This window comes from Spiroplasma endosymbiont of Othius punctulatus, from assembly GCF_964019505.1.
Lineage (GTDB): Bacteria > Bacillota_I > Bacilli_A > Mycoplasmatales > Mycoplasmataceae > TIUS-1.
On the sequence record NZ_OZ026449.1, the window covers coordinates 674,434 to 687,900 of the forward strand.

Sequence of the window (13,467 nt, forward strand, 5' to 3'; positions counted from 1 at the left end):
CTTTATCATCTATATTCCAAATGAGATTGGAATATAGATCCTCCTTGTTGTATTGTTACGTCTGGGTTTCCCTTGTATCAAATTGTTGGTATATTTATTTGAATTAATGTAGTTGCACCAAAATCTGAATCTTCTGAAAAATAATAATATTCATCATCGAAATTTTTTACGTTTGTTAAGTTATATTTATTTTCACAACCTGGTGCATCAGTCTTACACTTAAATTCTGTTGATGCTCCAATAAAATCATTTATATTAAAATCCAATTGTTCATATTTAATTTCAAGGTTTGATTGAATAACTCCAGACATTCTAAGTCTTGAACTTATGTAATCAGTCATTGTGTGTTTTAGCTGATCTATATTCATTTTTTGTTCACCTTTTCAAGTCATTGTTTGTTTGGGTTGAAATTCATAATTTTCATATTTACCACCTTCAAGTCATAAATTTTCTTGTTCTGTTTTTGAATATTTGTCACCAATAAAATCAACTCCTCAAAACGCACCAATTGATGAAGTTATAATTTTGTTATCTTCTTTTGCAAGATCTGCAATTTGTGAAAATGTAACTTCATTAATTTCACTAATTGCATCTCCGTCTTCTTCAAAAAATTCACCAGACATTATTACAAATTGATTTTCATTGAATAGAATATCAACTTTAAATCTGTTGTTTGTTTCATCAATTTCAACCCATCTTGTATCAAATAATTCCGAATTAAATCTTGAGTTTGAATCAATAATTTTATATATTCTTAAGTTCGCAGATAAAGAATCGATCAGTAATTCTTTTTGCCTTCCATTTAATTCATCATCAACTTCAATATTTTCAAACTCACTTTTAGTTAAACCCAAATACAAGTTATCTGTTATGTTTGATTTCATGTACCGATTTTCAAATGACTCAATTCTTTTTTTGATAACAGGAATCTGTTGTTCGGTTTGTTTTGGTGTTAAGTACTCATAACTCATTGAACTATAATAAACTTCAATTTCATTTGGAAAGCAAGAAACCAAAGCTATTGGCCCAGATAACACAAGTACGAATGAGCTTAAAATAGATATTAATTTTTTCATATTAACCTCATCCCATTTATCTAAAATTCATAATGAGATCTCAATTTTGTTTTGAGAGAACTCAATGGTTTGTATAATGTTAGTGCAATCAAAAAGTTTGATGCTCCGTGAATTAAATCAAATGGAATTGATTTAATTCAATAAACTAATGTTGCTTCATTGTTAAATCCATATAAAAAATAAAATATTAATGTATCAACTGATCCAAACAACAAACCAAATATTGTGTTTATCAAAACAAATACCAATCATTGTTTTTCAATTATTTTTTTTAATAGGAACGTTGTCAAACACAATAGTGGTCACACAATTAGATACAAGATCACTCACGGCATGAAACCATATATAAGTACATCTAACATTGTGAATGCAACGCACACACTAGCACTCATTCAAAACGGAAATAATATAACCGAAAAAGAAATCATTAAAGTAACTAGTTCAACATTTGGCAAAAAATATAATGCTCATTGCATGGCAAAAACCATTGCTGAATAACACGCAATTGTAGTTAGATTTATTGTACTTTTGTAACCAACTCTCATTATCTGACCTGCCTATTTTCAAATAAAAAACCATGATATTAATCATGGTTTGTTTGGTATCAAAATCGTCTTTCAATAACCAGACTCTTTTTAACCAGAAAAGAATATCGTTCAAACATATGAGCCGGTATACTGACTTAGTTTCATATATCTAACTTCCTTCTCAGATTAAAATCCAATGGAATAATAGTTAGACAATCCACATCACAGTTGCTGGTACAGTTCAAGATTTCTTGATTCCCTGGCACTCAATAGTTTATTTTTTATTATGTGTTTATATTAGCACACCAATATGAAATTGATATAAATATAGATTCTTATTTTTTAATTATTTACTTTCAATTAATTTTGCATCCTTCATCAAAAATTCAATTTGTTTTTGCATTTCAACAAATCTTTTTTCTGACTCTGATTCTTGTAACCTTAATTTTTCCAATAATGGTTTAACAGCTTTTGCAACTGCAATATCACATTTACTCACGTCGAAATATATCCCCTTAAACAAAGTTGTTAATTGACTTTTTAATTCAATGTTATGATTTACTAATCATTTCCTAAATTTGTGTTTTTCATTAAGAACGCCACCTGTTTTTGTAATTGTTCATTTATTTGTTTTTGCTCAGCAACTCTTTCATCAGCTTCGTTTTGTTGAACTTTTAATTTTTCTAATAATGGTTTAACAGCTTTTGCAACTGCAATATCACATTTACTCACGTCGAAATATATCCCCTTAAACAAAGTTGTTAATTGACTTTTTAATTCAATGTTATGATTTACCTTCATAAGAATTAAGTCAATTTCATCTGGATATATTTTATCATTGATTAATTGATCTCTCAAGTAGATATATTTTTCAAATATATCTGATTCCATCTTTATATCGACATTGTCTATGTCGTCTTCTAAGTTTGTTATGTTTATATTTATTTTAAATTTGCTTTCCATAATTTACCATCCACTATCTATAACGTCACAAAATAAAAAAAGCATTCACTTAATTTTGTGAACACTTTTTATGTAGTTTGTATAGCAAACATTAAACCTGTAATAAACATTACTAAACCAAAACAAGAAACAAACATTGGGAAGTTCTTTTTTGTAAACTCTCAAATTGTATTTGATTCTCTATTTGTTTTTTGAAACCCTCTAGCTTTTTGTTTTATGTGTCATGTTAGTCATCCAAATACAACTCCAAGAATTAAACCAATAATCATTATGGCGATTCATACCCAAAATAAACTTGGATCAGTATTTTCAACTTTTCTAATTAAATTCACAATTACCTCTCAAACATTCTTTTATTTAAGTTTAACTCATCTAACAATTCAATCTCTTGTTCAATGGCTTCTTCTATGTTGTTTGTTTTTATTATAAGTATGAAATTAATTTTATTTAAATTAATTTCTTTTTCTTTTAATCAAGTATTTATTTGTTTTGATAGTTGCGTATTGTTTTCAGTAATTTCATTATTGATCTCACTAACTCATTGTTGTGCATCAGTTGTTGTATCAATAAATATTGGTTTAAAGAAATCATCTCCAGGAGTATTTATGAAAAAACCAACAACACCACAAACATCTTTAAAGGTGTTGATATTTTTTTGTGTAATTCTTTTTGATCTAACAACGCCATTTATATTTTTTTCACGAGCATCTTTAGAAGAACTATTTAGTTTAAACGCAGAAAAGAACCCTCATATACTTAATCCAATCCCCAATACTGTGAGTATTATTATAATTATCAAAGCTCAAATCGGTAACGCCATAAAGTCTCCTGTTTTCTTTTATTATAACAACTAAATTAAAAGACTAGTTTTATCTAGCCCTTTAATATTATTTAAATTTTTCTAAGTCATATAAATGAGTGATTATATTTTTTGCTGATTTTTTAGCTACGTCCGTACCGTGATTCATCGCATATGAATTATCATAATTTTCTAACATTTCTTTATCGTTGTCACCATCTCCAGATGTGTATATATCTTTTGTATCAATGTTATGTAGTTTTGAAATTATTTCAATTCCTCTAGCCTTGCTCACATTGTATGGGACAATTTCTAATATTACTGGTGCAGTCCTGATTGCTCTTATGTTTTTAAAACCATCAAATTTTTTAGCAACACCTTCAAAATCAAATTCTAAATTACCTAAAAAATATATCGATAATAATTCTTTATTTTCTAAAATATCTTTTTCTTTATTTTGCTCATTTATTCCGTTGGGAAAGAAAAAGTCCTTAACTTTTTCAAATCCACCATATGGATAATTTTTTATATCTATATAACTATATCCTTGTCTTCCATTGGGTAGAATATAAATTATACAAGCACCTTTTGCGGCTTCATCATTTAATATTTTTAACATATCTGATCTATGCTCACTTGATATAAAAACCTGATCTAGTTTTTTTAGGTGCTTGTCATATGTATATGCACCGTTATTTGAGATAAAGTATTCAGATTCTAGACCAGCATCTTTTGATGATTTTTCTAGCATCTCAACTGGTCTACCAGACGCAAACACTACTCTGTTTCCTGCTTCGTTTCATTTTTTTAGAAACTCAAAGTTCTTTTCCGTAGTTTCGTGGTCTGCTGGTATTTCGACCGTGTTATCAAAGTCTGTAAATAGTCACTTCATATTTTCCTTATTCTTTTATGTTTAATCCTTCTTGCATTTAAACATCTCTAAAACTATGCACTTTGTAAGTTTGATTTATTTTTTTTATCAATTTTCGCTTTTATCTTTTCTATTGAAATTATTTGTTTTTGTTTTTTTATTTGCTTACTAATATCTACAGAATCGAAATTATTTTCCATTAATTTATATTCAATTTTTAAATCATTAAATATTTTTTTGTAGTTACCTGTGATTTTTTCAAAGTCATTAATTTGTTTTACTTCTCTAATTTCATTAATAGCTCCTGACCATAATCTAATATTTTTTTCAATAAACTCATCGAATCACTGATCTTTTAAATTTGTATTTTTTATTTTAGATGACAAGTCATTGATTAATTTGTCATATTTATCTTCTTCAATTTTGTAATTGTCATAAAGTTTTTTTGCAGCTTCTTTATTGTTTTTATTTAATTGAATTTTTCCTGATGCAACAACTTTATCTTTTAATTTTAATTTGCTTTCTTCAATCTGATTTTGTTCACTTATTAATTTAAAGTATTTTTGATATTTTTTTTCAATTTCTTTTATACGTTTAACATCTTCTTTTGTAATTGAGTCTGCGTTTGCATTCAATTTTTCAAGTAATGTTTTTGATTCTTCTTTTGTAATTAAGTTTCTTAATAATAAAATCTTTGTGATTTGATTATGTAGTGATTTTATTTGTACCTTTTCTGTGTTTCGTTCTTTATAAACAATCATTGTAAACACAATTGCCAATCCAAACGCAACCAATGATGAGAGAACAAACAGAGAACCATTTAGTATTGGGTCTAGTTGTTCAGGATTATGACTCAAAGGACTATCCGCAAAGAACCCAATGTATTCAAATATTCCCATTCCAGATCCAACACGCTTTGTAACACCCATGGCACCAGCTATTGAACCTCCAATAAATGCTGCAACTGCACCTGCAAATAATGGGCGTTTTTTTGGTAAGTTAACTTGATATAGAATTGGTTCAGTTATCCCGAATATACCTGCCGGTATTAGTGACACAACTGTTCTTCTTAATTCTGCATTTTTTGTTACAATACCTACCCCAATCAGCGCTCCTAATTGTGATATTACCGCAATTTGTCCAGCTATTGCGAATGTCCCGTATCCACCATTAATGAAACCATCTGTAATCATAATGATTGCCATAGCGTAGTGTAATCCAAGAACAACGGCAATTCCTCATACCCCAACAAATATTCCTATACCTAATCCAAATGGGATTAAAGAAACAAAGTAGAATAATATTCCTAGAATTTTTTCAATATAGAATCATATTATTCCAAATGGTAAGAATCCGATAATAACTGCTGCGGTGATCACTATTAATCATCTAAATGATAATTCTAGTGGGGCTGGCATTCAACTCGCAACTCAATTATCAACTTTTTTAGCTGCTCAAATTGTTGCTATTATTACAAATATTTGAACATTTTTTGGGCCGATTGCTAAACTATTTAGTGGAGGCGTAACCTCAACATGCATAGGGACAAATCCGCCCTCTCCGTTTGGTACTTGCATTTCAATTCAACCATCAATTACTGGTATTCCAGTATTCAATTCGCCTCCTTTGAATAGGTATCAATTTTGACCCATACCAGTTGCACCACCTGTACCAAACATAAGTGGTGATGATAATATGATTGATATTGCAACCCCTACAACCATATTTAATTTAAAGTATTTTGATGCATTATAACCAATCAATATACCCAAAAATAGTTGTGGAGATCTCGCCGCAGCATTCAATATTACTCAATAAACAGCAACATCAGTATTGGCCGGGTTAGAGTTTGCTCCACCCAAGTTTGGCATTACACCAGCGTATGTTAGAACACCAACTAACGCTTGTAATAAACCTGTACCAATAAGCGCCGGAATTAATGGACCCATTATTGTGATAAACATTTGGAAAAACTTTGTGTACCATGGTTTCTTTTCTAAGAATGATAATCCATCGGCATTGAATTCCCCTACATTAGTATTTTGTTTTTTATTGTCTTCAATAACTTCTGGAGTTACTTTAAACACATCTTGGCCAATGATAACCATCAATTGATTACCACCTCAAACTGTACCTTTTACGATTTTTACCTTTTCTATTTCTTCTAAATTTACTTTTGTTTTATCTAAAACATTAAATCTCAAACGTGTCATACAGTTGTAAACATCTGAGTAATTTGATTGACCACCAACTAACTTGTTGATCTTTATCGCAGATTCTTTATAAATATTATCCGCTGAAAAGAATTGCTCTAGGTCATCAATATTATCACTTTCTACACGCGTTTCAATTGCTTCAAACTCACCAACAAGGTCACCTTGTTGGACTTTACCTGTTTTCAACATAGTAAACTTAAATCCTCGTCCCTGAGTATCTAATGTGATTGGACATGACTGTTTTAGTCCTGCAACTTTAATTTTTTCCAAGTCAACTTCAACAATTTTAGTTTTTGTTGACACGACTTCATTTTCGGTTACCAATGTTTTAAATGGTTTACCCATTAAATTAACAGTATCTAGTCCAATATGCATTAAGACATTAAATCCATTTTCTTCTTCAAAAAAATAAGCATGCTTTGTATCTGTAATTAAAGCAATCTTACCTTTTTCAATTGGTGAAAAAAATGTACCCTCTGTAGCTTCAATGTAAAATCCATCACCTAGCATCTTCTCGGAAAACACACCGTCATTTAACTTTGAAATTGGTTCAACAGTTCCATTAACTGGTGCATATACTTTTATTTTCATAACTCTACCTCCACTTTCATTATATTTAATACATCAATATATATGGGTTTTGGAAAGCATATGAAAAGCACTTTACTAAGAGTAAAGTGCTTTCAAATTATAATTCGCCTGTTTCTTTAAAATTTTTAAATCAATCAAATGATTTCTTTTTATAACGTTTACCTGTACCTTTATGGTCATCATCATAGTCTACATAAATTAGTCCATATCTTTTTGACATCTCACTTGTACCGGCACTTACAAGGTCAATTGGAGTTCACATAGTATATCCAATCATTTCAACACCGTCTTCCATAGCAAGCCCAATTTGTTCAAAGTGATCTCTTAGATATTTAATTCTATAGTCATCTTCAATTGTATCTTTTCCATTTAACTTCTCATCAACACCAATACCATTTTCTGCAATGAACATTGGTTTATGATATCTGTCCCACATATCGTTTAGAGTGTATCTAATTCCAATTGGGTCAATTTGTCATCCTCATTCTGTTGCTTTTAAGTAAGGGTTTTTACCTGCCTCGACTAAATTACCACCAGTTTTTGAACCATTTGAATCCTCTGGAATATGTGCACTAGTTGAGTAATATGAGTATGAAATAAAGTCCACTGTATTGTTTTTTAATAACTTACGATCATCTTCAGTTATTTTTAATTCAATATTATTTTTTTCAAAGAATACTTTTGAATATGTTGGGTATTCACCTTTTGCAACCACATCATAGAAGAAGTATTTTTTCATTTGTTCACTTTGTAGTCAACTCATCATTGTTTCTGGTTTGCAATCAATTGGATATGTAGTCATGTTGGCAACCATACATCCCATTGGAGTATTTGGTACCATTTTTTTCGCCAACTCAATCACTTTTGCTTGTGCTACAAATTGGTGGTGTAGAGATTGGTAATTAACTTGTTTTGGATCTTTTGTATCTTTAACATCTTCCATAAATACAGCTCCACCAAATAATGCGAAAAATGATGTGATGTTAATTTCATTGAATGGCAGTCAGTAATCTACTTCTTTACCAAAGTTTTCAAATAATGTTTTTGCATATTTTAAAAACATATCAATAACATCGCGGTTGTATCATCCGCCATATTTTGCACCAATTGTGTATGGAGTATCAAAATGGTGTAATGTTACCATTACTTTCATCCCGTATTTTTTACATTCCTTGATTACGTTTCTGTAAAACTCTAAACCTTTTTCGTTTGGTTTTGATTCATCTCCGTTTGGGTAAATTCTCCCTCACGAAATAGACATTCTATAAACATCTAATCCTGCTTCGGAAAATAGTTTTATATCTTCTTTGTAATTTTCATAAAAATTAATACCTAGTCTTTTTGGGTAACTTAATCCCTCTTTATTCTCAACCGATTCTAACAACTTCTCTTTTGTAAGAGAAGTCATTATCCCACCGATTTTTGTTCTGTCTTTTAATTTTGTATAAGGTATCATTTCTGCAATTGACATTGCACGACCATCTTTATCATGTTGACCTTCAACTTGATTGGCAGCCGTTGCTCCACCTCATAAAAATTCTTTTGGAAATTTCATATTATTCCTCCCTTTATGTATAAATTGTAGTTCAATAAAATTGCTGTTCGTATACACGTGAAGTAATTAGAAAAGTGTAAAGTACTTTACTTCTTTGTTTGCAAAAAAAAAAAAAAAACATAAAATAACAGCAGGACAACACACAATGCAAACAATTTATGAAATGCTCTTGGAATTGAGAGATTCCCAAAAAAACTTTACTTTTAAACAAATCGCTACAAACCTAATCGAATTCTATAAACATGGTGAATTTGAAAATCAAGAGGATTTTGCAAAGAGAAATTTTGTTTCGATTTCAACGCTTACTAAGTTTGCAAAATCATTGAACCTTTCTGGTTACCGTGAATTAATTATTAGACTAAAGGTTGAGTCAGAAATCGAACACAACAAGATGAAGTCGACTGTCAATCCTGGTCAAGGGATTAAATTCGATGTTGAAGTATTGCAAAATATAACTCAGTGAATTGTAGAAAACAGCGACACTATAAATAAAATTACAGATTTACTGTTGAATAATAAAAGAATCAATTTTTACATTTCCCCAGCAATAGCAAATTCATGTAAAAACTTTTCAGAAACTTTGGCTTATATGGGATATAGCACCAAAATTTACAATGTCGCAATGTATAGCGGTTTTACCCCTCCTGCAAAGTTAGGTATTGATGAAGTGTCTGATGTAGTCAACTTTATTATAATTTCTGGCCCAAATATTCTTAGCTTTTTTGAGATCTTTGAAAAAAACTTAAATACTAATTTTGAAAAAAATATTTTGATGTCAAGCCCCACAAAGGTTAAATCAATAAAAATTGAATCAAATACTAAACTATTGTTTAATGCTCAAAGTGATGACTCAAGCTTCTTATATAGAAACACACTGTTGGAAAACCTATTTTTAATTATTTCAACAAAATTAATTGTTTCATTAAAAAAATAAACACTTTTTAAGGTGTTTATTTTTTTAATCCAATTTCTCTCCGTTTGATTTGATCATTTTTTGATATCAAAAGAATGAGTCTTTTTTATATCTAGCCATATCTTTGAGGTCAAATTCATCACGATTGACATAAATAAATCCATATCTTTTAGTTATACCTTCATGTGTAGAAAGCAAGTCGATTGCACTTCAGGGCATATAACCAATCATTTCAACTCCATCATCTATTGCTAATGACATTTGTTCAATATGCTGTTGATAATATTTAATTCTGTACTCATCGTGTACTTTATTGTCACTTGTTAATTTATCATTTGCTCCAATTCCATTTTCTGTAATCATCAATGGTAATTGATATCTATCAAAAACTTCCCTAAGTGTATTTTTAAATCCAATTGGATCAATCTCTCAACCAAACTCTGTTTTTGGTAAGTTTTCATTTTTTACTTGTGCAAAAAATTTAGTTGAAAATCCTGAGTGTTGATCTCTATGCATCTTGCCATAATCTTTGCCTTCAATTGGGTTTTCAATTGTTGTTGTTTGATAGTAGTTAAATGCAATGAAATCAGGTTTTGAGTTTGCTAATTGCTTCATATCTTCTGGCGTATATTCAAACATAGCATTTGTTTTTTCAAGGTCTTTTAAAAATAATTTGTTGTATGTACCAAAAACAGGAACATCAAGATAAGTTCAGTTTCGTATTAAATCAAATCTTAATCTCGCATAATAGTCTTCAGGTTTATTTGAATTTTGATATGTTGAACCAATGTTTGGTGCTGGTCCAATTTTAGAAGTATCTGGACATATTTCTCTACATGCAATTATTGCCCTAGCTTGTGCAGTTAATAAATTATGATTTACTTGTCACATATCTTTTGCAGGATTTTTTGACTTACCAGTAGATCCCATACCCAACATTGCGCCAGCAAGTACAACCACGTTTTGTTCATTAATTGTTAATCAATATTTTACAATTGATTTAAACTCATTAAATACTGTTCTTGAATATTTTTCAAAAGCATCAATTGTTCTTCTGTTCAATCACCCACCGTCTTTAGCTAATGCAAGTGGTAAGTCAAAGTGATAAAGTGTAACCACTGGTTCAATCTTGAATTTTTTTAATTCTAAAATTAAACCCTCATAGAATTCTAACCCCTTTTGATTTATATCTCCATCACCATCGGGTATTATTCTTGATCACTGTATTGAAAATCTGTATGATTTAAACCCCATTTCGGCCATCAATGCCACATCTTCTTTTCAGTTATTGTAGTGATTTGACCCATCATGAAAACTTGGAACACCTGGCATTCAATTATCTTTATGTACATCTTGTACTGACATTCCTTTTCCGTCTTTGTCTCATCCACCTTCAAATTGATATCCACTTGTTGATGCTCCTCATAGGAAATCCTTTGGAAATTTACTCATTTTTATTCTCCTCCATTATTGCTAACATCCCATAGCATGCTGCTTTATTTTTTAATTTTGATGTTTGTAAAACTTTTTCAATATTCTGATTCAATGTTAGTTTTCTACCCATAATTTCGATGTTAGTATATTGTTTAACTTTTTCTTTTAACTCTGACATGAATTGTTCATTGGCACTAACTCCACCACCAATAGTTATTAGGTCTGCATCAAAAATTAAATGTATATTTACAATTGTTTTTGCCAGCGATGTTAATCATTCGTCAAATATTTGTTTAACAATTTCATCGCCACTATTATATTTTTCGAATAATCCTTTTCCATCCACCGAATCAGTTCCAGACATAATTTGATATTTATAAATCACAGCACCAAGACCTGTATTTACTGCATTAATTTGATCGTCATTATTCTTAGAAATGTTAGAATAAGTTCTTGAAATTTCAGTTGAATTAAATGTTGACCCCCTGTATAATTCACCGTTTATTATCACACCCATTCCAAGTCCTGATCCAACAGTTAAATGAACCAAGTTCTTAACTTTGTTGTTTCGGCCATAAACCAATTCACCATATGCGGCGGCCTTAGCATCATTTTCAATAAATATACTTTGTATGTTTTTATTTTTATCTTTCAAATATTTTTCGATATCGATATCAATATCAATAAATGTTGTCTCACCGATCACGTTTTTCTTTATTGTGTCTACTGGTCCAGGGAACGCAATTCCAATGTTTATTTTTTCCTCAAATTTTAATGTGTATTCACAAATTTTATCTAATAAGTCTTTAAGCTTAATTGGTTCAATTAATGACTTTCTTTCATATGTAATATACGATTCATTTTTGATTTCATTACCCCTGAAAGCAATCACCTTTGTGCCGGTACCACCAACATCAAACATTATATTCATCTTGTCTCTCCTTGAAATAGTTCTGATATTAAATTAACTCAATATATTAAACTATCAATATTTACAGTTAATATTTGAACCACTTTACCAAAAGGAAAGTGGTTCACATTTTAAAGTTTCATAACAAAAAGAAAAAGCATTACGGCTTTTTCTTTATTTAAATGAATTTAGTAATTTTAATAAAATTTCGTTAGCGACAACCAGAGATACGTTTCCAGCAGTTTCTTTCATTAACTGTCCCATAAGAGTTTTTTCTACACGCTCTGGTCTAGTCTTAATATTTTCTTCAATCATTTTTTGATTGTTTTCTGCAAGTTTAATTATTATGTCTGATATTAATTTTGGATCAGTAATTAGTTTTAATCCATTTTGTTCAATGATTTTTCCAATCGGTTGATCTTTTTCACCAAGTATTGAAATAATAGTTTTTACATGTTTAGAAGATATTTCTCCCTTATCTAGTCTTTCAATTATTTCAGCAATTTTTTTTGGGCTAAAGTTAGAATTATTGATTTCAACATTGTTTGTGTTTAGTGATGATTGTATATCTGAAGTAATTAAGTTATATGCTTTTTTTGGATCAACTTTTAGATTTACAGTTTGTTCAAAAAAGATAGCTAAATCATAATTTGTTAAAAGATGGTTTGCATCTTTTTCAGATAGTTTGTATTCACCTACATATCTTTTTCTTCTATCTTTTGCAAGCTCAGGTGATTTTGAAATAATTTTATTAATTCATTTTTCATCTAATCTTATTGGTGTAATATTTGGTTCTGCAAAATACTTATAATCAACTGCAGTATCTTTAACTCTCATTGTTTTTGTTTGTTGAGATTGTTCATCAAATCTTTTTGTTTCAGAAAGAATTATTTCATTTTTTAATAACATCTCAGATTGTCTTTTGATTTCAAATTCAATTGCTTTTTTTACATTATTAAATGAGTTAAGGTTTTTTATCTCAACTTTAGTTCCTAATTCTTTGAAGCCAAATGGTCTTAATGAAATATTGATATCACATCTCAATGAACCTTCGTTCATCTTGACATCACTAATTCCAAGATATAACAATGTTTCTCTTAATGCTTCTAGGTAAGCAATTGCTTCATCAGCGCTTCTTAAAACTGGTTTTGTAACAATCTCAACTAAACCATTTCCTGAACGGTTGTAATCAATATATGTAAACTCACCTTTGTGAGTTTGCTTTGCAGTGTCCTCTTCAATATGTAGTCTTTCTATTTCAACTATTTTTTGTTTACCATTAACTGAAATTTCTAAAGTTCCTTCTTTTCCAATTGGAAAAAAGTTTTGAGTTATTTGAAATCCTTTCGGTAAATCAGAATAGTAATAACTCTTTCTGTCGAACCTCAATAGACTATCGATTTCCATATTTAAACCATTACATGCAAGTATTGCAAGTTCCACACCTTTTTTATTAACTGTCGGTAAAGAACCTGGCAATGCCAAAGCCATTGGATCAATATTTGTATTTTGAGGCGAATTAAAATTTACTTGCGATGACGCAAACATTTTTGATGTTGTTTTTAATTCAACATGATTTTCAATTCCAATAACTACTTCAAAATTATTCATT

General features: G+C 29.7%; 13 protein-coding genes and 1 riboswitch. Of the genes, 1 reads left to right on the forward strand and 12 read right to left on the reverse strand.

Annotated elements, in window-relative coordinates; translation table 4 throughout:
* Nucleotides 1–2: 2 nt before the first annotated feature.
* The 9 genes from AACL07_RS03190 to AACL07_RS03230 form a co-directional block, all read right to left on the reverse strand.
* Entirely contained in the window at nucleotides 3–1,076 is a 1,074-nt protein-coding gene (locus AACL07_RS03190; protein ID WP_338983240.1) for a hypothetical protein, read from the reverse strand.
* Nucleotides 1,077–1,096: 20 nt separating this feature from the next.
* Entirely contained in the window at nucleotides 1,097–1,621 is a 525-nt protein-coding gene (locus AACL07_RS03195; RefSeq protein WP_338983242.1) for a hypothetical protein, read from the reverse strand.
* A 105-nt stretch (nucleotides 1,622–1,726) separates the two neighbouring features.
* Nucleotides 1,727–1,888, reverse strand: a riboswitch (cobalamin riboswitch).
* A gap of 61 nt (nucleotides 1,889–1,949) precedes the next feature.
* Nucleotides 1,950–2,102: a hypothetical protein gene (locus tag AACL07_RS03200; RefSeq protein WP_338983244.1), complete on the reverse strand. Its 153-nt coding sequence runs from the start codon at nucleotides 2,100–2,102 to the stop codon at nucleotides 1,950–1,952.
* Nucleotides 2,103–2,164: 62 nt separating this feature from the next.
* Nucleotides 2,165–2,566 (reverse strand): hypothetical protein, encoded by a 402-nt coding sequence (locus tag AACL07_RS03205; protein ID WP_338983246.1) that lies wholly within the window; start codon nucleotides 2,564–2,566, stop codon nucleotides 2,165–2,167.
* A gap of 68 nt (nucleotides 2,567–2,634) precedes the next feature.
* Complete coding sequence (locus AACL07_RS03210) at nucleotides 2,635–2,898, reverse strand: hypothetical protein (protein WP_338983248.1); 264 nt, start codon at nucleotides 2,896–2,898, stop codon at nucleotides 2,635–2,637.
* A gap of 2 nt (nucleotides 2,899–2,900) precedes the next feature.
* The gene (locus tag AACL07_RS03215; protein ID WP_338983250.1) at nucleotides 2,901–3,386 is read right to left on the reverse strand and encodes a hypothetical protein; all 486 of its coding nucleotides are present in this window, start codon (nucleotides 3,384–3,386) and stop codon (nucleotides 2,901–2,903) included.
* 67 nt (nucleotides 3,387–3,453) lie between these two features.
* Nucleotides 3,454–4,257 carry an HAD-IIB family hydrolase gene (locus tag AACL07_RS03220; RefSeq protein ID WP_338983252.1) on the reverse strand — a complete coding sequence of 268 codons (804 nt, stop codon included), beginning with the start codon at nucleotides 4,255–4,257 and terminating at the stop codon, nucleotides 3,454–3,456.
* 53 nt (nucleotides 4,258–4,310) lie between these two features.
* Nucleotides 4,311–7,043 carry a glucose PTS transporter subunit IIA gene (locus AACL07_RS03225; RefSeq protein ID WP_338983254.1) on the reverse strand — a complete coding sequence of 911 codons (2,733 nt, stop codon included), beginning with the start codon at nucleotides 7,041–7,043 and terminating at the stop codon, nucleotides 4,311–4,313.
* 97 nt (nucleotides 7,044–7,140) lie between these two features.
* The gene (locus AACL07_RS03230) at nucleotides 7,141–8,598 is read right to left on the reverse strand and encodes a glycoside hydrolase family 1 protein (protein ID WP_338983256.1); all 1,458 of its coding nucleotides are present in this window, start codon (nucleotides 8,596–8,598) and stop codon (nucleotides 7,141–7,143) included.
* A gap of 145 nt (nucleotides 8,599–8,743) precedes the next feature.
* On the opposite strand from AACL07_RS03230, the gene AACL07_RS03235 reads away from it, so the two are divergent.
* Entirely contained in the window at nucleotides 8,744–9,532 is a 789-nt protein-coding gene (locus tag AACL07_RS03235) for a hypothetical protein (protein ID WP_338983258.1), read from the forward strand.
* Between the two features lie 24 nt (nucleotides 9,533–9,556).
* Here AACL07_RS03235 and AACL07_RS03240 read toward each other — a convergent pair whose 3' ends face one another.
* From AACL07_RS03240 to gatB, 3 genes are all read right to left on the reverse strand, one after another.
* Nucleotides 9,557–10,963: a glycoside hydrolase family 1 protein gene (locus tag AACL07_RS03240; protein WP_338983260.1), complete on the reverse strand. Its 1,407-nt coding sequence runs from the start codon at nucleotides 10,961–10,963 to the stop codon at nucleotides 9,557–9,559.
* Complete coding sequence (locus AACL07_RS03245) at nucleotides 10,956–11,876, reverse strand: ROK family protein (RefSeq protein ID WP_338983262.1); 921 nt, start codon at nucleotides 11,874–11,876, stop codon at nucleotides 10,956–10,958. The genes AACL07_RS03240 and AACL07_RS03245 overlap by 8 nt, the downstream gene beginning before the upstream one ends.
* A 153-nt stretch (nucleotides 11,877–12,029) precedes the next feature.
* Entirely contained in the window at nucleotides 12,030–13,466 is a 1,437-nt protein-coding gene (gene gatB / locus AACL07_RS03250) for an Asp-tRNA(Asn)/Glu-tRNA(Gln) amidotransferase subunit GatB (RefSeq protein ID WP_338983264.1), read from the reverse strand.
* Nucleotide 13,467: the final 1 nt, after the last annotated feature.